This is a genomic window from Aminobacter sp. SR38 (assembly GCF_014843375.1).
Lineage (GTDB): Bacteria > Pseudomonadota > Alphaproteobacteria > Rhizobiales > Rhizobiaceae > Aminobacter > Aminobacter ciceronei.
This window is the reverse complement of the sequence record NZ_CP062112.1, coordinates 4,581,438-4,602,710: the sequence shown is the minus strand read 5'-3', so window position 1 is coordinate 4,602,710 and position 21,273 is coordinate 4,581,438. Positions and strand designations below refer to the sequence as shown.

The 21,273-nt window shown below is 64.1% G+C and carries 21 protein-coding genes; 8 read left to right on the top strand and 13 right to left on the bottom strand.

From position 1 onward, the window contains the following. Positions 1–409: 409 nt before the first annotated feature. From IG197_RS22495 to IG197_RS22445, 11 genes are all read right to left on the bottom strand, one after another. A complete protein-coding gene (locus IG197_RS22495) occupies positions 410–1,792 on the bottom strand; it encodes an FAD-binding oxidoreductase (protein WP_192315069.1) in 1,383 nt (460 codons plus the stop codon). A 382-nt stretch (positions 1,793–2,174) separates the two neighbouring features. After that, positions 2,175–2,720, bottom strand: coding sequence for an adenine phosphoribosyltransferase (locus IG197_RS22490; protein WP_115733712.1), 546 nt, complete (start codon positions 2,718–2,720; stop codon positions 2,175–2,177). A gap of 179 nt (positions 2,721–2,899) precedes the next feature. Continuing rightward, positions 2,900–3,763 (bottom strand): cytochrome c1, encoded by an 864-nt coding sequence (locus IG197_RS22485; protein ID WP_192315068.1) that lies wholly within the window; start codon positions 3,761–3,763, stop codon positions 2,900–2,902. A gap of 29 nt (positions 3,764–3,792) precedes the next feature. After that, positions 3,793–5,094, bottom strand: a complete 1,302-nt coding sequence (locus IG197_RS22480; protein ID WP_115731138.1) for a cytochrome b/b6 — start codon at positions 5,092–5,094, stop codon at positions 3,793–3,795. A gap of 19 nt (positions 5,095–5,113) precedes the next feature. Then, a complete protein-coding gene (petA, locus tag IG197_RS22475; protein ID WP_115731137.1) occupies positions 5,114–5,677 on the bottom strand; it encodes a ubiquinol-cytochrome c reductase iron-sulfur subunit in 564 nt (187 codons plus the stop codon). A 321-nt stretch (positions 5,678–5,998) separates the two neighbouring features. After that, complete coding sequence (locus tag IG197_RS22470) at positions 5,999–6,310, bottom strand: DUF6665 family protein (protein WP_192315067.1); 312 nt, start codon at positions 6,308–6,310, stop codon at positions 5,999–6,001. 2 nt (positions 6,311–6,312) lie between these two features. Continuing rightward, positions 6,313–6,687, bottom strand: a complete 375-nt coding sequence (locus tag IG197_RS22465; RefSeq protein ID WP_246765218.1) for a GNAT family N-acetyltransferase — start codon at positions 6,685–6,687, stop codon at positions 6,313–6,315. Positions 6,688–6,783: 96 nt separating this feature from the next. Then, a complete protein-coding gene (locus tag IG197_RS22460) occupies positions 6,784–8,652 on the bottom strand; it encodes an ABC transporter ATP-binding protein (RefSeq protein ID WP_115731134.1) in 1,869 nt (622 codons plus the stop codon). 322 nt (positions 8,653–8,974) lie between these two features. After that, on the bottom strand, positions 8,975–10,852 hold the full coding sequence (locus IG197_RS22455) for an ABC transporter ATP-binding protein (protein ID WP_192315065.1): 1,878 nt from the start codon (positions 10,850–10,852) through the stop codon (positions 8,975–8,977). A gap of 204 nt (positions 10,853–11,056) precedes the next feature. Then, positions 11,057–12,937 (bottom strand): ABC transporter ATP-binding protein, encoded by a 1,881-nt coding sequence (locus tag IG197_RS22450; protein ID WP_192315064.1) that lies wholly within the window; start codon positions 12,935–12,937, stop codon positions 11,057–11,059. A 155-nt stretch (positions 12,938–13,092) separates the two neighbouring features. Beyond that, on the bottom strand, positions 13,093–13,410 hold the full coding sequence (locus IG197_RS22445; protein ID WP_192315063.1) for a hypothetical protein: 318 nt from the start codon (positions 13,408–13,410) through the stop codon (positions 13,093–13,095). Between the two features lie 280 nt (positions 13,411–13,690). Here IG197_RS22445 and IG197_RS22440 point away from each other — a divergent pair, with 280 nt between their 5' ends. Both IG197_RS22440 and soxR read left to right on the top strand, forming a co-directional pair. Then, positions 13,691–14,149 carry a tRNA (cytidine(34)-2'-O)-methyltransferase gene (locus IG197_RS22440; protein ID WP_067959356.1) on the top strand — a complete coding sequence of 153 codons (459 nt, stop codon included), beginning with the start codon at positions 13,691–13,693 and terminating at the stop codon, positions 14,147–14,149. Between the two features lie 164 nt (positions 14,150–14,313). Next, complete coding sequence (gene soxR, locus IG197_RS22435; RefSeq protein ID WP_154384750.1) at positions 14,314–14,751, top strand: redox-sensitive transcriptional activator SoxR; 438 nt, start codon at positions 14,314–14,316, stop codon at positions 14,749–14,751. 50 nt (positions 14,752–14,801) lie between these two features. Here soxR and IG197_RS22430 read toward each other — a convergent pair whose 3' ends face one another. Beyond that, entirely contained in the window at positions 14,802–15,575 is a 774-nt protein-coding gene (locus IG197_RS22430) for a DUF4394 domain-containing protein (protein ID WP_246670735.1), read from the bottom strand. 167 nt (positions 15,576–15,742) lie between these two features. On the opposite strand from IG197_RS22430, the gene IG197_RS22425 reads away from it, so the two are divergent. Together IG197_RS22425 and IG197_RS22420 are read left to right on the top strand one after the other, a co-directional pair. Next, complete coding sequence (locus IG197_RS22425) at positions 15,743–16,294, top strand: sigma-70 family RNA polymerase sigma factor (RefSeq protein WP_154384749.1); 552 nt, start codon at positions 15,743–15,745, stop codon at positions 16,292–16,294. Continuing rightward, complete coding sequence (locus IG197_RS22420; protein WP_182573324.1) at positions 16,291–17,013, top strand: anti-sigma factor domain-containing protein; 723 nt, start codon at positions 16,291–16,293, stop codon at positions 17,011–17,013. The genes IG197_RS22425 and IG197_RS22420 overlap by 4 nt, the downstream gene beginning before the upstream one ends. Before the next feature lie 98 nt (positions 17,014–17,111). On the opposite strand, the gene IG197_RS22415 is transcribed toward IG197_RS22420, so the two are convergent. Beyond that, positions 17,112–17,369 carry a hypothetical protein gene (locus tag IG197_RS22415; RefSeq protein ID WP_067959348.1) on the bottom strand — a complete coding sequence of 86 codons (258 nt, stop codon included), beginning with the start codon at positions 17,367–17,369 and terminating at the stop codon, positions 17,112–17,114. Positions 17,370–17,447: 78 nt separating this feature from the next. On the opposite strand from IG197_RS22415, the gene hemF reads away from it, so the two are divergent. The 4 genes from hemF (at position 17,448) to IG197_RS22395 (ending at position 21,259) form a co-directional block, all read left to right on the top strand. Beyond that, positions 17,448–18,362: an oxygen-dependent coproporphyrinogen oxidase gene (gene hemF, locus IG197_RS22410; protein ID WP_067959345.1), complete on the top strand. Its 915-nt coding sequence runs from the start codon at positions 17,448–17,450 to the stop codon at positions 18,360–18,362. Positions 18,363–18,484: 122 nt separating this feature from the next. After that, positions 18,485–20,302 carry a DEAD/DEAH box helicase gene (locus tag IG197_RS22405; RefSeq protein WP_067959342.1) on the top strand — a complete coding sequence of 606 codons (1,818 nt, stop codon included), beginning with the start codon at positions 18,485–18,487 and terminating at the stop codon, positions 20,300–20,302. 275 nt (positions 20,303–20,577) lie between these two features. Continuing rightward, positions 20,578–20,838, top strand: coding sequence for a DUF1344 domain-containing protein (locus IG197_RS22400; RefSeq protein ID WP_192315062.1), 261 nt, complete (start codon positions 20,578–20,580; stop codon positions 20,836–20,838). Between the two features lie 235 nt (positions 20,839–21,073). Next, a complete protein-coding gene (locus tag IG197_RS22395) occupies positions 21,074–21,259 on the top strand; it encodes a DUF1059 domain-containing protein (protein ID WP_067959336.1) in 186 nt (61 codons plus the stop codon). Positions 21,260–21,273 lie beyond the last annotated feature (14 nt).

Below are 21,273 nucleotides of genomic sequence, written 5' to 3'. Positions count from 1 at the left end.
GGGTGGTCCCGAAGGGCCGGATGAGGGGCAGAGCCAAGATCTCTCAGTTATGATCTGCCCCTAATCTCCCCTGGCTCGGAGGGTGCCGCACGAAGCCAATCTTCCACCTCTCGATCCTTCGCACCCCCCTCTGGCCTGCCGGCCATCTCCTCCACAAGGAGGGAGATCAGGCCTTCATAGACGCCTCGCCTAGTCACCGACGTAGCTGCTTGCCCCTTGCGGCCTCTCAGAAAAGGCGCCGACGGCGACGCGACTGATCTCCCTCCTTGTGGGGGAGATGGCCGGCAGGCCAGAGGGGTGCGACCGATCACGACGCTGGCGACTAGTATCGGGCGCGCGCAGCAAAAAGAAACGGCCACCCGTGGAGAAGTTTCCCACGGATGGCAGAATGTTCGTCGCAGGCGCCGGCTTACGGCCGGATGTTGTGGTTGACGCGGAAGAGGTTTGCCGGGTCGTAGCGGCGCTTGACGGCAACCAGGCGCTGGTAGTTGCCGCCATAGGCGGCGCGCACGCGCGCCTCGCCCTCGTCGTCCATCATGAAGTTGATGTAGGCACCGCCATGCCCATTGTGCTCGTGCACCGCGGCCCAGTAGGCACTTGCCCATTGCTTCAGCGCCGGCGCCTTCGCCGGGTCGGGGTCGATGCCGGCGATGACCATCGACCAGCGGGCGCGACGTGCGCCCCAGGCGGTAGCATCGTGGGCCACGTCGTGGACCGCGCCGTCGATGGGGTAGAGATGCATCAGCGACAGTTCGCTCGGGCTCTTGGAGCCGTGCTCGACATGGGCCGCGATGGCGCTATCGGACAGTTCGTCGACATAGTCGCCCTTCCAGTACCAATGCAGCCCCTTGGGCAGCAGCGGGTCGAAAAGCCCCTGCAGGTCGGCAAAACCTATCTTCATCATGCCGTCCATCAGTGGCTTGGGAAGCGCGTCACGCATCGGCTCCATGGCCCGGATGCCGTCCTCCTCGGGGCCGTTGTAGCAACTGATCAGCGCACAGATGCGCCGCCCCCAGATCTCGCGTGGGAACGGATCGCAGGAAGGCACCGTCTTCATGCCGAAGAACATGCCGAGTTCACGTGGCGCCTCTGGCAGGAAGTCGCGGTACCAGCGCATGATCTCGGCCGCATGGGCGATGTCGTAGAAGATCGGCCCGGCATAGACGTCTTTCGCCGGATGCGCCTGGAAGGTGAAGCGGGTGACGACGCCGAAATTGCCACCGCCGCCGCGCAGCGCCCAGAACAGCTCGGGATGCTCATCAGCACTTGCGGTGACGACGCTGCCATCGGCCAGAACGATATCGGTGGCGAGCAGATTGTCGATGGTGAGGCCGTGCTTGCGGGTCAGATAGCCAGTGCCGCCGCCAAGCGTCAGCCCTGCGATACCCGTGCTCGACACGATGCCAGCCGGCACCGCCAGCCCGTGCACGCTGGTCGCCCGGTCGACGTCGCCCTGGGTGCAGCCTGCCTCGACGCGAACGGTGCGCGTAACCGGGTCGATGTCGATGCGCTTCATCGGCGACATGTCGATGACCATGCCACCGTCGCAGCTGCCCAGGCCAGGACCGTTGTGGCCACCGCCGCGAATGGCGACAAGCAGCTGGCGGTCGCGGGCATGATTGACCGCCGCAACCACGTCGCCGACGTCGGCGCAGGGCACGATCCAGCGCGGCCGCTTGTCGATCATGGCGTTGTAAAGGCTGCGCGCCGCCTCATAGCCGGGATGGTCCTGGCCGATGAGGCGCGCGCGGAGCCGCTCGGGAAACTCGTGCGAAGCAGTTGACTTCAGCATTGTCGAACACTCGTGTTGGGAACAAGACGCACCCGCGCCTCTGCCGCGATCTTGGGTTCGGGCAATGGAGGGCCGCGCTTGGCCGGTTGAACCTGCCGCACTCGCGGCATGTCCAGTCCTACGCCGCGTCGATTTCAGCTGTTTTTCTGAACCGCCACGAGAGTGTTTCGATTGTTTCAGCGGCAAGCGGCCTGCGAGACCGCAAATGGCGCAAGGAACCGAGCGAGCGTCTTAGGCTTTCGAGCCTGGCTGGACATCCGGTCGAGCGGAGGCAAGCGACATCAGGGTCGCGTTCCTGCAACCATGCAAATGCGCAACGAACCGATCAGAAAAGCGCAGAAGCGTGGAGAAGTTCTCCACGCTGCAATGGGCAGTACGCCCCTCAATGTCCGTCGAAGGCGATCAGGGTGCGAACGTCGACGTCAAGTGCTTCAAGTTTCTTGCGGCCGCCGAGTTCGGGGAGGTCGACGATGAAGCAGGCGGCGACGATGTCGGCGCCGATCTGGCGCAGCAACTTGACGGCGGCCTCTGCCGTGCCGCCGGTGGCGATGAGGTCGTCGACGAGGATGACCTTCTCGCCCGTCTTGACCGCGTCCTTGTGCATCTCCATCTCGTCGAGACCGTATTCGAGGCTGTAGGCGATGCGCACGGTCTCGTGCGGCAGCTTGCCCTTCTTGCGGATCGGCACGAAGCCGGCAGACATCTGGTGGGCGATGGCGCCGCCGAGGATGAAGCCGCGTGCTTCGATGCCGGCGACCTGGTCGATCTTGGCACCGGCATAGGGATGGACGAGCTCGTCGATGGTGCGGCGGAAGGCGCGGGCATTGCCGAGCAGCGTGGTGATGTCGCGGAACATCACGCCGGGGCGCGGATAGTCTGGGATCGTCCTGATGGCGCCAAGCAGCGTCTGTTCGAGCGAGGTGTTCATCGGCGGGGGCTCCGTTGCCGGCGGCGCCGCGGGGGCCTCCCCGCAATCAACGCCCTGGCGCTGTGGTTCGCGCACCATCCCGGTTCGGCACCGGGGATGCAGCGGAAGTTGTGACGGTTTGGACGGCAAAAGAAAAGGGCGCCTTGCGAGCGCCCTTCACTATCGTTCTGCGGTGCGGCTTAGTGGGCGACGTTGGCCCAGACCTTGCGCTTGGTGGCGTAGACGAGGCCAGCAAACAGCACCAGGAAGATCATGACGGCAAAGCCGGTCTGCTTGCGTGCCTCAAGGTGCGGCTCGGCAGCCCACATCAGGAACGCCGATACGTCGCGCGAATATTGCTCGACCGTCTCTGGCGAACCGTCCTCGTAGGTCACCTGGCCGTCCGAAAGCGGCTTGGCCATGGCCAGCGACTTGCCGGCGATGAAGAACGGATTGTAGTGCGTACCCTCGGCGATTTCCATTCCGGCCGGCGGCTGTTCGTCATAGCCGGTAAGCAGCGCGTGGATGTAGTCGGGGCCGTTCGACGCGTACATCGTGAAGATGTCGAAGACGAAGGTCGGGAAGCCGCGTTCGACGCCGCGCGCCTTGGCGATCAGCGAGAAGTCGGGCGGAGCAGCACCACCATTGGCGGCGGCAGCGGCGGCCGTGTTCGGGAAGGGCGACGGGAAGTGATCGCCGGGCAGCGCCTTGCGGGTGAACATCTCGCCTTCGGCGTTCGGACCGTCCTGCACTTCATACTCGGCGGCGAAAGCCTTGACCTGCGCTTCGGAGTAGCCGAGGTCCTCGAGCGTGCGGAACGCCACCAGGTTCATCGAGTGACAGGCCGAGCACACTTCCTTGTAGATCTTGAGGCCGCGCTGGAGCTGGCCTTTGTCGAAGGTGCCGAACGGTCCGGCGAAGGTCCAGTCCATTTCCTTCGGCTTGTGGATCGGGAAGTGGGTCGGCTCGGCAGCGTGGTTCGCTTCCTCGGCGGCGACCGCCGCGCCGGCGGTGCCGGCGAGAAGGAAGCCGATGGCCGCCAGACCGTTGAGAATCTTTTTCATTCCAAAATCCCTTTCAGATTCTCGTTGGTTCAGCCGCGGGTTTCGGGCGCAGCGGTTGCACCGGCCGGATGAGCCGAGCCGCTCTTGTTCTTCTCGAGCACGGCTTCGGTGATCGAGTTGGGCAAGCGGCGCGGAGTCTCGATCAGGCCAAGAACCGGCATAATGACCAGGAAGAATGCGAAGTAGTAGAGCGTGGCCAGCTGCGACATGATCACATAGGCACCTTCAGCGGGGCGCGAACCGAGCCAGCCGAGGAAGATCGCGTTGATGACGAAGAGCCAGAAGAACAGCTTGTACCACGGACGGTACACGGCCGAACGGACCTTCGAGGTGTCGAGCCACGGCACGACGAACAGCACGGCGATCGAACCGAACATGGCGAGCACGCCACCGAGCTTGGAGTCGATCGGCCCGATGTTGAAGGTGACGGCGCGCAGGATCGCGTAGAACGGCAGGTAGTACCATTCCGGAACGATGTGCGCAGGCGTCTTCAGCGAGTCGGCCTGGATGTAGTTGTCGGGGTGGCCGAGGAAGTTCGGGATGTAGAAGATGAAGTAGGCGAACACGGCCAGGAACACGACCATGGCGAAACCATCCTTGATGGTCGCATAGGGCGTGAAGGCAACGGTGTCCGTCTTCGACTTCACTTCGATGCCGGTCGGGTTCGTCTGGCCGGTGACGTGCAGGGCCCAGACGTGCAGCACGACGACGCCGGCGATCATGAACGGCAGCAGGTAGTGCAGCGCAAAGAAGCGGTTCAGCGTCGGATTGTCGACGGCGAAGCCGCCGAGCAGCAGCTGCTGGACCCACTCGCCGACAAGCGGAATGGCAGTGAAGAAGCCGGTAATGACGGTCGCGCCCCAGAAGGACATCTGACCCCAGGGCAGAACGTAGCCCATGAAGCCGGTCGCCATCATCAGCAGATAGATGATGCAGCCGAGGATCCACAGCAGTTCACGCGGCGCCTTGTAGGAGCCGTAGTAGAGACCGCGCATGATGTGGATGTAGACGGCGATGAAGAAGAACGACGCACCGTTGGAGTGCATGTAGCGCAAGAGCCAGCCGGAGTTGACGTCGCGCATGATCTTTTCGACCGACTGGAAGGCGAGCGTCGTGTCGTTGGCATAGTGCATGGCCAGCACGACGCCGGTGATGATCTGCGCCACCAGCATGATCGAGAGAATGCCGCCAAAGGTGTAGGCGTAGTTCAGGTTGCGTGGAACCGGGTAGGAGACGAACGAGTCGTGCACCAGCCGCGGCAGCGGCATGCGTGCATCGATCCAGCGGCCGATGCCGGTTTTGGGCGAATAGGTCGAGTGTCCACCGCTCATGGAATTATGTCCCCCTGCCTCAGCCTATCCGGATCGTCGTGTCGGAAAGAAACTGGAAATTCGGTATGTGAAGGTTTTCCGGCGCCGGTCCTTTGCGGATGCGGCCCGCCGTGTCGTAGTGGGAGCCGTGGCACGGGCAGAACCAGCCACCGAAATCACCCTGCTGGCCGAGCGGCACGCAGCCCAGATGGGTGCAGACGCCAACCATGACCAGCCAGTTTTCCTTGCCTTCGCCGGCGGTGCGATCGATGTCGGTCGCCTGGGCGTCGCTGGAAATGTTGGCATTGCGCGCGACCGGATCCTTGAGGTCGGCCATCGGCACTTCCTGTGCCGCCTTGATCTCTTCGGGGGTGCGGTTGCGGATGAACACCGGCTTGCCGCGCCACTTGACCGTCAGCGACATGCCCGGCGTGAGCGACGAGACGTCAACCTCGACCGACGAAGCGGCGAGCGTCGAGGCGTCCGGGCGCATCTGGTCGATGAAGGGCCAAGCCACGGCGGCGGCGCCGACTGCACCGGCCATGCCGGTAGCGACATAGAGAAAATCGCGGCGATTTGGCTCGCTCGTATCGGTTGCGCTCACGGGACTGATCCTTTTGCCTCAATTCCAACCGGAGGCTGAGCAATTGTCCCCGCTCAACGATGCACGCCCGACAGCGCATGGCAACCAGGCTAGCGAATTCCTCCGGCATTTGGACTTCGGTTTATGCGTGAAGGCCCTTTTTGTCCAGACGGCACACGGCACATGGGCAGATTGTCGCGGGGACGATGCAAAGCAGTGGAAAACCCCTGCCAAAGCGCCGGTGGCGGCGGGTTTGCGGTTGTTCAGCAGCCCCTGACATAAGCGCGCTTTGGCATCGACGAGGGCGCCCTGCCCTTGCACCGGAAAAGCGTCGCCAAAGGTTCAGCTCGCGCCGAGTCGCACCAACACCTCGCGCGGGATGGCATGGTCGCGAATGGCGTCGTCATGCTTGCGCAGGCCGCACAGCTCGCGCTGGATGAAATAGACATAGACCGCGTCCGCCGCAGCCTTGACGAGCGCACGGCGCTGCTCGGCGTCGCCCTGGTGCAGGTTGAGCTTGCCGAGCGCTTCGCCGACCCGCTCCCCGGCGCGGCCGAGTGCAGCCGCCTTTTCGGCGAGGAACTCGTATTCGAGCACATTGAGCGTCTGTTCCGAGCGGTTCGAGAGGATCGAGGGCGGACGAACGGAGGACATCGCTAGCTCCCCTGAGATGACTGGGCGAATATCAGGCGATGGCTGGCGAACTTCTCACCCTCCACCGGCTTGAACCCCAGGGCTTCGTAGAACGCATGCGCTGTGTCGGGGGCACGCAGGTTCAGCACAGCAAATTCCGGGCGGGCACGGGCGATGATGCCCTCGACCAGCAATCGGCCGACGCCATGGCGCCGAAACCGGGGGCCGACATAGACATGTCGAACGCGACCTGAACCGCCGCCAGCGAGATAGGGATCGATGTTGAGTCCGCCGGCACCGACCAGGGATGCGCCGACGAAGACGCCGAGCAGCGCCTCGCCGGGCTTCGAAAACGTGTTGCTGCCGTCGCGCCAATGTTCCTGGAGACGCTGCAGCATGCTGAAGCCCTCCTCAAGGCTCGTCTCCCGCAACCCCTGGAAAGCAGCTGAATCGGGCACCAAAGGCTCCAGACTGAAGACCGGCATGGCGCGATCCTACTCCGCCGCGAGCCGGTCGGCGAGGAAGCCGCCGGACTGGCGCTTCCACAATTGCGCGTAGAGCCCGCCCTTGGCGATCAGCGCGTCGTGGCTGCCCTCCTCGACGATGCGGCCCTCGTCGAGCACGATCAGCCGGTCGAGGGCAGCGATGGTCGACAGGCGGTGGGCTATGGCGATGACGGTCTTGCCCTCCATCAGCCGGTCGAGATTGTCCTGGATCGCCGCCTCGACTTCGCTGTCGAGAGCCGACGTCGCCTCGTCGAGGATCAGGATCGGCGCGTCCTTCAGCATCATGCGGGCAATGGCCACGCGCTGGCGCTGACCGCCAGACAGCTTGACGCCGCGCTCGCCGACATGGGCGTCGTAGCCGCGACGGCCGCGCGGGTCGGCGACATCGACGATGAAGTCGTGGGCCGCGGCTCGGCGGGCGGCGTCGACGATCTCGGCCTGTGATGCCCCTGCCCGGCCATAGCCGATATTGTCCGAGATCGAGCGGTGCATCAGCATCGCATCCTGGCTGACGACGCCGAACTGGGCCCGCAGCGACGCCTGGGTAATGTCGCGCACGTCGCGACCGTCGATCATGATGCGGCCCTGTTCGACGTCGAACAGGCGCAGCGCGAGGTTGACGATAGTGGTCTTGCCCGCACCCGATGGGCCGACAAGTGCCACGCGCTCGCCCGGCCGGATGTGCAAATTGAGGTTTTCGATGACGCCGCTGCCCTTGCCGTAGTGGAAGGAGACGTTGTCGAACAGGATGTCGCCGGAGGCGCGCGGCAGCACGGCGGCGTTCTCGGCATCGCGGATCGCCGGGCGCACCGAGATGGTGCGGGTGGCGTCCTGGATGGTGGCGTAGTTGCGGACGAGCCCATTGATGTTGAACATCATCCAGCCCGACATCTGGTTGAGCCGGAAGACGAGGCCTAGTGCCGCAGCAATGGCGCCGGTGGAGATTTCGCCGCGCGACCAGCTCAAGATGCAGATCGCCGCCACCGCCGACATCATCACACCGTTGATGAGCGCCACCGCCGAACGCACTGTCGTGATCGAGCGGGTTAACCTGAACACCGCGCCGAGATAGCTTTCGAGCCCGTCACGGACGTAGGCGTGCTCGCGCCTCCCGCTGTCGAACAGCTTGACCGCCATGATGTTGGTGAAGGCATCGACGAGGCGGCCATTGAAGATCGAGCGCTGGTCGGCAGTAGCGCGACCGGCGCGGCGCATCTCCGGCAACAGGAAATAGACGATCGCGGCGTAGCCGGCGAACCAGGCGAGCACCACGCCTCCCATCAGCGGGTCGAGCGAGACCAGGATGGTCAGCGACAGGAGCACGAAGGTGAGGAACGCCCACATCGTCTGCAGCACGTTGACGATGAAGTCGCCGACCGCCTCGCCACCTTGCACGATCTTGGTGGCGATGCGGCCGGCGAAATCGTTCTGATAGAAATCATAGGGCTGCTCGATGACACGCCGGAACGCCTGCCAGCGCACCATGGAGAAGAAGCCGGGGACGACGACCTGCTGCTCGACGACGGCCGAGCCGATGATGATGACGGCGCGAACGACGAGGATCAGCACGAGCAGGCCAACGAGCTCGGGCCAGTGGTCGGCAAACAGCCGCTGCGGGGTGGTGGCGTCGAGCAGGTCGATGAGCCAGCCGACCGACCAGTACAACGCCGCATCAATGGCACCCGCGAGGAAGCCGCTGATCAAAAGCAAGGTGAACGGCCCCTTCGCCTGGCGGGCGAAGTAGAGGATGAAGGCCCACGCACTTTCCGGCAGCACCTCGCGTTCGGTGTCCTGGAACGGATCAATCGCGCCTTCGAAGCGCCGCCAGAATTTCTGCTGGAAAGGATCGGGGGTCATGGCGTGCTCCGCGCGGGCTGGCGGAAGGTGTTCAGCACGGGGTAGCGCGAGGCGCTTCGCGTAGATTGGCACCAGATGTTCAGTTGAGGTTGGCATGAGGCACTATGCCGAGGTCGGTGCGAGGCCTGTCGCATATGTTGGCGCGAGGCACCCTCTGGCCTGCCGGCCATCTCCCCCGTAAGGGGGGAGATTAGTCTCGTCGGCTGCAGCTCTCGTCCTGCAACGATGGTGATTGAAGCAGGCTGCGATGACAGCCGATCTCCCCCCTTGCGGGGGAGAAGGCCGGCAGGCCAGAGGGGGGTGCTTCGCACGACAGTAACCATCACGCCGGCCTCGATTCGTCGAGGACGCCATCCTCGTTGAACAGGAAGCCGCCGGACTGGCGCTTCCACAGGCGGGCGTAGAGGCCGTCGAGCGCGAGCAGCTCGTCATGCGTTCCCTGTTCGGCAATGCCGCCCTTGTCGAGCACGACCAGCCGGTCGAGAGCGGCGATGGTCGACAGCCGGTGGGCGATGGCGAGCACGGTCTTGTTCTGCATCAGGGCGTGCAGGTTTTCCTGGATCGCCGCCTCGATGTCGCTGTCGAGCGCCGACGTCGCCTCGTCGAGGATCAGGATCGGCGCATCCTTGAGGAAGACGCGCGCGATCGCCACGCGCTGGCGCTGGCCGCCCGACAGCTTGACACCGCGCTCGCCGACGAAGGCATCATAGCCCTGGCGGCCGCGATTGTCGGCAAGCGTCTGGATGAAGTCGTGCGCTTCGGCCTTGCGCGCGGCAGCAACGACCTCATCATCCGATGCGTCGGGCTTGCCGAGCTTGATGTTGTCGCGCAGCGAACGATGGAACAGCGCCGTGTCCTGGCTGACGACGCCGATCTGTCCGCGCAGGGAGTTCTGCGTGACGGTGGCGATGTCCTGGCCGTCGATAAGGATGCGCCCGCCTTCGAGGGCGTAGAGGCGCAGGATGAGATTGGCGAGCGTGGTCTTGCCGGCGCCCGACGGGCCGACGATGCCGACCTTCTCGCCCGGCTTGACGACAAGCTCGATGCCGTCGAGCACGCCGCCCCCCTTGCCATAGTGGAAGACCACCTTGTCGGCGCGGATTTCGCCGCCCTTGACCGCCAGCTCTCCGGCATCGGGCCTGTCGACAAGGCCAAGCGGCTGGCTGATCAGCGCCTTGGAGTTTTCAAGCACACCGAGATTCCTGAGGATTCCGTTGAGCTGCATCATCAGCCGGCCAAGCAGCATGTTGAGGCGCAACACGAGGCTGAGCGTGAAGGCGACGGCGCCGACAGTGATCGCGCCCTCGATCCAGAGATGGATCGAATACCAGGCGATGGCCGTAATCATGACGCCCGACAGTGCCGTCAGCGCCAGGCGCACACCGGTGAGCCTGCGGGTGAACGGCCGCAGCGCATCGAGATAGATGTCGAAGCCGGAGCGGATGTAGCGGTCGTCGCCGTCGGCAGCGAACAGCTTCAGCGTCTGCACGTTGGAATAGCTGTCGACGATACGGCCGTTGATCATCGAGCCGGCCTCGGCGGTCGCCTCTGCATGCTTGCGGATCGACGGCAGGTAATGGTTGGCGAGGAAGCCGAAGGCGACGATCCACACGACGACAAGTGCCGCAAGCCGCCAGTCGAGGCCGGCTACCACCGCAAGCGTGGTGACGGTGTAGACCAGCATGAACCAGACAACCTCTATGAAGCTTTCCATCAGGTCGCCGGTCGCCTGCCCAGCCTGCCAGACCTTTGTCGCGATGCGGCCGGCAAAGTCGTTCTGGAAGAAGGAATAGGACTGGCGCGAGACATGGCGATGCGCCTGCCAGCGTACGAGGTTGTAGAAGCCAGGCGTGATCGTCTGTTCGTCGACGAGCGCAGACAAGCCGACGACGAACGTGCGGATGACCAGCACGACGAGCGCCATGAACAGCACTTCGGGCCCCGCGACATCCCACAGTGCCGCCCAGCTACGATCGGCGGGCAAGCCGTCGAGGATATCGACGAGGCGGCCGACGAAATAGAACAGCCCGGCCTCGACAAGGGGGGCGATCCCGCCGATGACCAGCATGGCGAAGAAGGCAAATTTCGCCTGACCGACATAATGCCAGAGGAAGCCCCAGACTGTCGCCGGCGGCCTGAGATTCCTAGGCTCCCGGAAGGGATAGACCCAGCTTTCGAACCATTTGTAGATTCTGTTCATCAGCTCTCTGGGCTATCCGGCTGCAACGACTCACTATTTTCGGCCCAAACCGACCATTGAGGCAACCGTGACTTGGCAGGAGAAACGTGCCGCCAAGCCAGGCGAATCTTGGGCGGCATGTTCACAAAATGAGGAGGGCTGGCCCCGCCATCCGAAATGAAAGAGGCCTTCCGCACCGGCGGAAGGCCTCGATATCGATCCACACTACTCTGCTGCCTGGCTCTTGGCCTCGCCGTCGTTTGCCGCCGCATCGACAACGTCGTCGAGCAGGAAGCCGCCGGATTGGCGTTGCCAGAGGGCGGCGTAGATGCCGCCCTTGGCGACCAGTTCGTCATGGCTGCCCTGTTCGACGATGCGGCCTTTGTCCATGACCACCAGGCGGTCCATCGCGGCGATGGTGGACAGCCGATGGGCGATGGCGATGACGGTCTTGCCTTCCATCAGTCGATAGAGGTTTTCCTGGATCGCCGCCTCGACCTCGGAGTCGAGCGCCGACGTCGCCTCGTCGAGGATCAGGATCGGCGCGTCCTTGAGCATGACACGGGCGATTGCGATGCGCTGACGCTGGCCACCCGACAGCTTGACGCCGCGCTCGCCGACATGCGCCGCGAAACCCTTGCGGCCCTTGGGATCGGCAAGAGTGGCGACGAAGTCGAGTGCTTCGGCGCGCCGCGCCGCCTCGATCATCATCTCTTCGGTGGCGTCGGGACGGCCGTAGAGTATGTTGTCGGCGACCGAGCGGTGCAGCAGCGAGGTGTCCTGCGTCACCATGCCGATGCGGGCGCGCAGGCTGTCCTGCTGGACGGCCGAAATGTCCTGCCCATCGATCAGGATGCGGCCGCCTTCGATGTCGTAGAAGCGCAGCAGCAGGTTGACCAGCGTCGACTTGCCGGCACCCGAGCGGCCGACGATGCCGACCTTCTCGCCAGGACGAACGTTGAGCGTGAGATCCTCGATGACACCCTTCTTCTTGCCGTAGTGAAAACGCACATTGTCGAAGGCAATGCCGCCCTTGTCGACGACGATCTCCTTTGCCTCGGACTTGTCTTCGACCAGGCGCGGCATGGCGATCGAAGTGATGCCATCCTGGACGGTGCCGATGCTCTCGAACAGGCCGGAGACCTCCCACATGATCCATTGCGACATGCCCCAAAGGCGCAGCACCAGGCCAAGTACGACCGCGACCGCGCCGATGGAAACGGCGCCGTTGAGCCACAGTGAGATCGACAGGATGCCAACCGACAGAAGCAGCGTCGAGTTGAGCAAATAGAGCACGCCGTAGAGCGAGGTCACCAGCCGCATCGAACGGTAGACCGTATCCATGAACAGCGACATGCCTTCCCTGGCGAAGGTCGCCTCGCGGCGTGAATGCGAGAACAGCTTGACGGTCTGGATGTTGGTGTAGCTGTCGACGACGCGGCCGGTCATTGTCGAGCGCGCGTCGGCCTGCTCTTCAGCCAGCTTGCCGAGACGCGGCACGAAGTAGCGCAGCAACAGCACGTAGCAGACGAGCCACACGATCAGGGGGGCGGCAAGGCGCAGGTCGGCCGAGCCGACGATGATCAGCACGCCGATGAAATAGACAATGACGTAGTTGAGCACGTCGATCAGCTTGACCACGCATTCGCGCACGGCGAGTGCGGTCTGCATCAGCTTGGTGGCGATGCGGCCGGCGAATTCGTCCTGGTAGAAGCTCATCGATTGCTTGAGCAGGTAGCGGTGCACCTGCCAGCGGATGCGCATGGGATAGTTGCCCATCAGCGTCTGCTGGTTGACCAGCGACTGCAGCACCACCATGCCCGGCAGCACGACCATGACGATGAAGGCCATGCCGGCGAGCTTCCAGCCTTCGTTCTGAAGGAAGGTCTCGCGGTTCTGGGCCGACAGCCAGTCGACGATGTTGCCGAGAAAGCCGAACATCCACACTTCCGCAAGCGCGATCAGCGACGTCAGCACGGCGGCGATCATGATGTAGAGCCAGGCACCCTTGGTGTAGTGCAGGCAGAAGGCGACCAGCGTCTTCGGCGGCTCGACCGGTTCCTCCACCGGGAACGGATTCAGTCTGTTTTCAAACCAGCGGAACATTTCAGTCTCTCAGTTCGGTATGCTGCACGCGGCGAATTCCGCGTGGGACGTATCTTGGAAGGTCACTGGCACGGCCATATTACGCCGGATTCTCGGAGTTAAGAGCCGGCGGGGGCTTTCGAAATGTAGGGGGCCGCTGAGGATTCGGCGAATCCTCAGCTATTGCCTCCTGACATCGTTCCGGCAGCAGGCCGGGTAGCACCCGACCGGCCGGCAAGCCGGCCGATCAGGGCAGCGATGCGGCCGAACAGCGGCCTGTAGCTGGGATCAACGACGACATTCGACAGGTCGACGTCTGGCAGCATGCCGCGATGCGGCCGCCGGCGTACCGGAGGGTGCGCCTTGGGCTGATGCGCGCCGAGCGCCAGCATCATGGCATGGTGCCTTGCTTCAGCTAACTCGTTGCGGTGGGCGAAAAATGCAGAGTCGTGTTCGTTACGGGCGTCGTGCCCGGTGGGGATGTTGACAAACATCGGAATTGTCCTTCGAAAACCGGATAAGGGCTTCTGCGGACCGCGATGCGAATATGCCTGGAATTGTCAGGAAAAGTCGTCGAACCGGTCCGCCCTCAGGCAGTACGTCGCCCACAGTCGGGGCGGTGTGTGTCAAGCAGCATCATGTACCCCTCCATCGGTTCGGGTTGACAATGCAGGCCGTATACTCCCCTTCGCGGCAGAACGCCACAGCATCATCTTCACTTTTTGCTTGGGCACGACTTGCTGTGGCCTTGCTGCCACAGATTAGGATATCAAGATGAACGGCCCATTCCGCATCGCCCTCTACCAGCCCGACATCGCCGGCAACACCGGCACCATCCTGCGCATGGCCGCCTGCCTTGGCGTCGCCGTCGACCTGATCGAACCCGCCGGCTTCGACATCTCCGACCGTTCGCTGAAACGCGCCGGCATGGACTATCTCGAAATGGCGGCGCTGACCCGGCACGTCGACTTCGACCGCTTCGAGAACTGGCGCCGAGGCGAAGGCCGACGCCTGGTGCTGCTGTCGACGAAAGCCACCCTGCCCTACACGGATTTCCGCTTCGAACCAGGCGACGTCGTCATGGTCGGCCGCGAATCGGCCGGTGTGCCGGATCACATCCACGATCTCGCCTTCGAGCGGCTGCTCATCCCGATGCCCGGCGGCGGTCGCAGCCTCAACGTCGCGCTGGCTGCTGCGATGGTTTCCGGCGAGGCGATGCGCCAGCTCGGCTGAAATGGCTGCCGCGAGTCGCAGTGCGGCCGCGGCGAAACAGCCTCCTGGCAAACCGTCGTTCCATTCGTCTGCAGCGGATCTCGCCATGTCGTCATCCTTCGTTGCACGGTGAAGGATATCCTCGTACAACCTCAACTAATATTGAGGTCAAGCGGGAATTTTCGATGGCAAGCGAACTGACTGTCGGCGAGGTGGCAAAGCGCAGCGGCGTTGCGGTTTCGGCGCTGCATTTCTACGAGACGCGCGGGCTGATCCACAGCCACCGCACGGCGGGCAACCAGCGGCGTTACTCCAGGGACGTGCTGCGCCGTGTGGCCGTGATCCGGATCGCCCAGGATGTCGGCATCTCGCTCGCCGACATTGCCGCCGCCTTCGCCGCCCTGCCTGACGGGCGCACGCCTACGCGTGAGGATTGGAGTCTGCTTTCAACGGGTTGGCGCCACGACCTCGACCACCGCATCGAACAGTTGAAGAAGCTGCGCGACGGCCTGACCGACTGCATCGGCTGCGGCTGCATGTCGATCGACAAGTGCCCGCTGCGCAACCGCGAGGACCGGCTGGCGCGCCAGGGCCCAGGGCCGCGGCGGCTGCTGGTGGAGTGAAAACGGCCGACCCGGGGCGTTGCCTCCCCGGATCAGTGGTGTTCGATGCGTCAGCGCAGGATAGCCAGGTCGCGCAAGCCGGCATCGAGGCCCTCGCCCGCCTTTTCGGCAGCACCGCTCTCCATGTTGACCTTGTAGAGCATGCCGCCTGTGGCCAGCCACGCGGTGTTGGCGCCATCTTCCGACGTCTGGATATCGAAGCCGACGGCGTCGCCGGGCTCGATGCCGAGCTTGCCGATCGTCTTCAGTGTACCGTCATTCGGTTTGGTCTGCTGCAGGAACAGCCCGCCGGCATGGATGTCGTACATCGCCGTTTTTTCGGGCTTGCCGAAGGAATTGGTATAGGCGGTGGCAATGATCTCAGTCGGCATCTCGGCGCTCGCATCGCCAGCCTCGAAGGCGAGCTTGCCGTCTTCGGTTACCGCGCCGGTCGCGGGATCGACACGCAGATTGGTGCCGTCGGACGCAATAACGCGCAGCTTGTCGGCTGCCGGGTTGAAGTCGACGCTGACCTTGGCGCCCTCGGGCGGCAGCTTGGACAGCTTCGACACCGCCGCAGCCGCACCGGTGTCGAGGTTGATGGTGACCAGCGAGCCGTCGCCGGCCAAGCCATAGACCATGTTATCGGACGATCGCAGGTCGATTCCATGGAGCTTGTCGACCCCGGTCACCTCCATCTTCCTGGCCTCGCCCGGCTTGTCGGTGTCGAACCAGATCAAGGTCTTGTCGCCGGAAAGGCCAAGCGCCGGAGCAGCCACTGCCGCTGCGGAAAAGCCGGCGAGCATTGTGCCGGCAAGGGCGATATGCAGTGCGATGCGGTTCATGTCGATCTCCTTCTCATTGGTCGGTGAGCGCTGGTGATTTTGCGTCGCTCGCCGGCCTTACCCACGGGATCGGGTTCTGGATGCAGGACGCCGCAAATTTCTCAGAAGGGCTTGCATCCCCAGATGCATCCGGCGTGTATCATTGCAAACGGGCGAGAAGGGACCGCATGTCGGCTGTCGAACGAAGCGACCAATTCTGTGACGGCCTGATGCTTCGGGTCGCAAGCGGCGACCGCGAGGCGCTCGGCGACCTTTTCGCCAGCGAGGCCGGCAGGCTGATCGCCATCGCCCGCCGCATCCTGCGCCGCAAGGATCTCGCCGAGGAAGCAGTACAGGAAGGCTTCATCGCCGCCTGGAAGCATGCGCCGCGCTTCGACCCGGCACGCGGCAGTGCCCGCGCCTGGCTGACCACCATCGTCCGCAACCGCGCGCTCAACATGCTGCGTGACGGCCAGCGCCTCCGTCTGACAGGTGACGACATGGCCAGGCACGGCGAAAGCGACAGCAGCGCCGACGCGGCCTTCGAGGCTCTCGACGAGGCCGACGCGCTCAAGCATTGCCTGAGCCAGTTGGATGAGGCGCGGCGCAGGTCGATCCTGCTGGCCTATGTGCTGGGCTACACACATGGCGAGATCGCAGCGAAGCTGAACGCGCCGCTGGGCACCGTCAAAGCCTGGATTCGCCGCGGCGTCATCGCCTTGCAGGAGTGCCTGTCATGAGCCGCGACAACGAACGCTTTGCCCACGCCGGCGACTATGTGCTCGGTCTGCTGGATGATGACGCCCGCGCCGAAGCGGAGCGCGATATGGAGCGCGACCCGGAATTTGCCGAGACAGTGCGACGGCTCGCCGAACGCATGTCCAGCCTCGACCACACGGCGAAGCCCGCCGAGGTGCCTGCCGGCATGTGGGACGAAATCCTGGGCAAGATTGCAACCCTGCCGCAGGACCACGGCACCTCACCGCCGGCACAAAGCGCTGCCAATCAGAACAGCGCGACGCATACGACCCCCTGGCGCAAACTCGCCCTGGCAGCGTCGCTCGCGGCCGCGTTCGGCCTCGGCTATGCCGGCGGCTTCGTCATGAAGACGGTGCCGGAGCCGGTTGTGCTCGTGGTGCTGCAGACGCCCGACAACACCACGGGAGCAGTGTTCGAGGCCTTTGCCGACAACAGCGTCAAGATCATCCCGCTTGCCGATTTCGAGGTGCCGCAGGACAAGATCATGCAGGTGTGGACGCTCTACGACGCCTCGGTCGGCCCGGTTTCGCTGGGCACGCTGTCCAGCGCCGAGGTGACCACGCTCAAGGGCCAGAAGCTGCCTGTGCCCGCGGCCGACCAGCTCTACGAGATCACGCTCGAACCGCGCCCGGGCTCGCCGACCGGCAAGCCGACGGGACCGATCCTGGTCAAGGGATTTGCGAAACGGCCGGCTGGTTAGCCAGGGCACCGAAGGGCAGTTTGGAATCTCGCACCAATAGCTTGCAGCCGCCAGCTGCGGTTGCGCGGCAGCCCGACTCAGTCTCGGTTTAGAGAAGATCAGTCCGATGTCGGCAGGCGGCGGATGGTGAACTCGATGACGTCGCCGGGGCGCTCGAACCAGCTTTCGATCTCGGTCCAGTAAGCCTGCTTCGGCCAGCGCGAGAACCACTCCTGCGCCTTGAGCCGTGCGTCGTGGCGCGGCAACACGAAGGTCTCGCGCAGGAACCCGTCGCGCGGCCTGCGCTCACGTTCGGCCCGGCTGCGCTGGAGCCTCTTGGCGAGATCCTCCAGCGGCGGTCTGGTCGGTGTGCCCATAAAGAACTCCTTGACCCTTGCGAGAAGGAGATTAGGGATCGCGCCGGACAATTACGAGTCATTTGTGCGGAGCCTAAATTGCAGCGTCCTGAAATCCCGGCGGGACTGCCGGCCGACATCGAAGACAGGAAGGCGCGCGCGCGCGCCTGGTTCGAGGAGCTGCGCGACCGCATATGCCTCGCCTTCGAGGCGCTGGAGGATGAGGTCGAGGGACCGCTGGCGTCATGGGCACCGGGCCGTTTCGAGCGCACGCCCTGGCAGCGCGACGACGGCAAGGGCGGCGGCGGCATCATGTCGATGATGCATGGCCGCGTCTTCGAGAAGGTCGGCGTGCACACCTCGACCGTGCATGGCGAGTTCTCGCCGGAATTCCGCAAGCAGATGCCGGGCGCCGAAGAAGACCCGCGCTTCTGGGCCTCGGGCATCTCGCTGATTGCCCACCCGCAGAACCCGAACGTACCCGCCGTGCATATGAACACACGCATGGTGGCGACCTCGCGCTGGTGGTTCGGCGGCGGTGCCGATCTCACGCCGGTGCTCGACCGCCGCCGCACGCAGGACGACGCCGATACCGTCGCCTTCCACAAGGCGATGCAGTTTGCCTGCTCCAAGCACGCCGGTGTGGCCGACCACCAGAAATACAAGGATTGGTGCGACGAATACTTCTTCCTGCCGCATCGCAACGAGCCGCGCGGCACCGGCGGAATCTTCTTCGACTGGCAGCATTCGCCTGAGGAGAAGGGCGGCTGGGACGCAGACTTCCGCTTCGTCCAGGACGTCGGCCGCGCCTTCCTCGTCACCTACCAGCATTTGGTGCGGCAGAACTTCAACACCAACTGGACCGACGGCGACCGCGACGAACAGCTGGTGCGCCGCGGCCGCTATGTCGAGTTCAACCTGCTGTATGACCGCGGCACGATCTTCGGCCTGAAGACCGGCGGCAACATCGCCTCGATCCTGTCGAGCATGCCACCTGAGGTCAGGTGGCCCTGAGCCGGACGCATGGCTGCCCTGCCCGCCGTCGCATTGACGTGCGGGCAGCAAAGCTTTAGAGAGCGCGCTTTCCTTGGCCCTCGTCCTTTGGTGACGGGCCTTGCTCTCATTGGAAGATTTTCGTGACGATTTTCGACAACATGGTTCCGGCGCTGGCCGGAGCGCTCGCCGCGCGTGGCTACGAAACGCTGACCCCGGTGCAAACCTCGGTGCTGGCTCCCGAGGCCAGCGGCGTCGACCTCCTGGTCTCGGCCCAGACCGGCTCGGGCAAGACGGTGGCCTTCGGCATCGCCATCGCGCCGACCCTGCTTGACGGCCGCGAGCGCTTCACGCCGGGCGCAGCACCTTCGGCAGTGATCATCGCGCCGACGCGCGAGCTCGCCATTCAGGTGCGCCGCGAGTTCGAATGGCTCTATGCCGCGACCGGCGCCCGCATCGCCTCCTGCGTCGGCGGCATGGACATGCGCAAGGAACGCCGCGCACTCGACGAAGGCGCCGACATCGTCGTCGGCACGCCGGGCCGCCTGCGCGACCACATCACCCGCGGTTCCCTGGACATTTCCGGTCTGCGCGCCGTGGTTCTCGACGAAGCCGACGAGATGCTCGACCTCGGCTTCCGCGAAGACTTGGAGTTCATCCTGGCGGCAGCACCGCAGGAACGCCGCACGCTTCTGTTCTCGGCAACAGTGCCGCCGCAGATCGCCCAGATGGCCAAGCGCTTCCAGCGCAACGCGCTGCGCATCACCGCAGCAGGCGAAAGCCGCCAGCACGACGACATCGAATACCGCTCCGTGCTGGTCGCTCCGTCCGAGCGCGAGAACGCCATCATCAACACGCTGCTTTACTTCGATGCCCAGAGCACAATGGTGTTCTGCGCGACGCGCGAAGCGGTCAAGCACTTCTCGGCGCGCCTTGCCAATCGCGGCTTCGCCGTTGTGGCGCTGTCGGGCGAGCTGAGCCAGGCCGAACGCAACAACGCGCTGCAGGCAATGCGAGACGGCCGCGCCCGCGTCTGCGTGGCGACCGACGTCGCCGCCCGCGGCATCGACCTGCCGAACCTCGACCTCGTCATCCACGCCGACCTGCCAACCAACCCTGATACGTTGTTGCACCGCTCGGGCCGTACCGGCCGTGCCGGTCGCAAGGGCGTGTGCGTGCTGATCGTGCCGTTCCACCGTCGTGGCAGCGCTGCCCGCCTGCTCAAGCTCGCGAAGCTCGAGGCAACGACGCAGGCAGCACCCGGCCCGGCAGAGATCGACGCCCGCAACCGCGAGCGCATGCTGGCCGAACTCACCGACATCGAGGCTGCCGCCGAGGACGAGGCAACGCAGGTCGCCGAAATCCTCGCCGCCCACTCGCCCGAGACGATCGCGCTGGCCTGGCTGCGCCAGCAGATGGCCTCGCGTCCCGCCGCCGAAGAGCTCTCGGACCGCCCTGTACCGGTGTTCGACGCCGCCAAGGCGGAACGTCCCGACAACCGCTTCGAAAGCGGCGTCTGGTTCGCCGTCTCGGTCGGCCGCAAGCACCGCGCCGAACCACGCTGGCTGTTGCCGCTGATCTGCAAGGCAGGCCGCGTCACCAAGCGCGAGATCGGCTCGATACGCATCTTCGAGAACGATTCGCATTTCGAGATCATCTCCGAGCGTGCCGACGCCTTTGCCGCGGCCGTCGAGGAACAGGGCACCGGCGAAAAGGGCGTGACCATCACCCGTACTGGTGCCGCGCCTGCATCCGACCACGGCGCCAAGCCGAAGAAGCAGCACCGCAAGGGCCAATACGATCCCGCCGACAAGCCACCCTTCAAGAAGAAGGCTTTTGAAAAGAAGCCTTACGAGAAGAAGCCGTTCGAAAAGCGTGCGGGTGACAAGCCGGCCTACGACAAGCCGGCGGGTGCTGGCGCGGCCAAGAAGTACAAGCCGAAGAAGAGGTTCGGCGAGTAATCGCCAAGCTCTCACGGGGTCTTACTTTTTCGTAAGGTTCGCAGTTGCCACATTCGGCGCCACAAACAGAGATTTGGGCGCGGAATGTGGCTAAGTCACCGTTTGAAAATATGTTTTTCGTCTAATATGCCCCTGGCAAAGCACGGCTATTTCTATCGCCGGGGCCGGGAAACGCCGGCGGCTCGATCTCTTGGGCCGCGACGCGACGTGACTGGACGGCCCTTCATAAGGCGGGTCGGTCCATTCGGGCGCCCGCATTCGTCGGAGAGCATGCCATGCGCAAGCTTCTTGTTCCGGCAGCCGCAGCTGCCATTTTTGCAACCTCTGCCGTATCCTTCGCCGCCGTCCAGCATACGGATGGGACGATCAAGACCTTCGACGCCAAGGCGATGAGCCTGACGCTCGCCGACGGCACATCCTTCTTGCTGTCGAAGAAGTTCAAGGATCCCGGCCTGAAGGCAGGCGAAAAGGTTTCGATCACCTGGGACATGAGCGGCACAAACAAGGTGGCTGAGTCCGTCAAGATCGTGAAGTAGCGCCCAAGCCGCGCGCTGCAAAAAAGGGCGGAACACGAGGTTCCGCCCTTTTCATTGCGAGCCGGCGGAATCATTTTTTCAACCTGCAGCGTCAACGCACTGACAAAGCGGGATTTTTCCACGAATGCTCGGGCGGACCAACTCAAACTGTCGACTGGCCCACCACCAAGCGCAACCAATCGCCCGATTGCGTGTTATAGTGCACCCCCGAAACGGACGAGGAAGGAGACATCCGATGAAGGAATTTCAGTGCGGGTCGCTTGTCCCCGGCTGCCAGTGGCACACCCGCCACGAGGACGAAGCTGAAATCATTCGCCGCGTCGCCGAGCATATGCGCGAGACCCATGGCGAAACCATCATCCGCGAGACGATGATAGAAGCCATTCGCTCGCGCATCGAAAAGGTCCGCAACGCGGCCTGACCTCTGAATCTCAC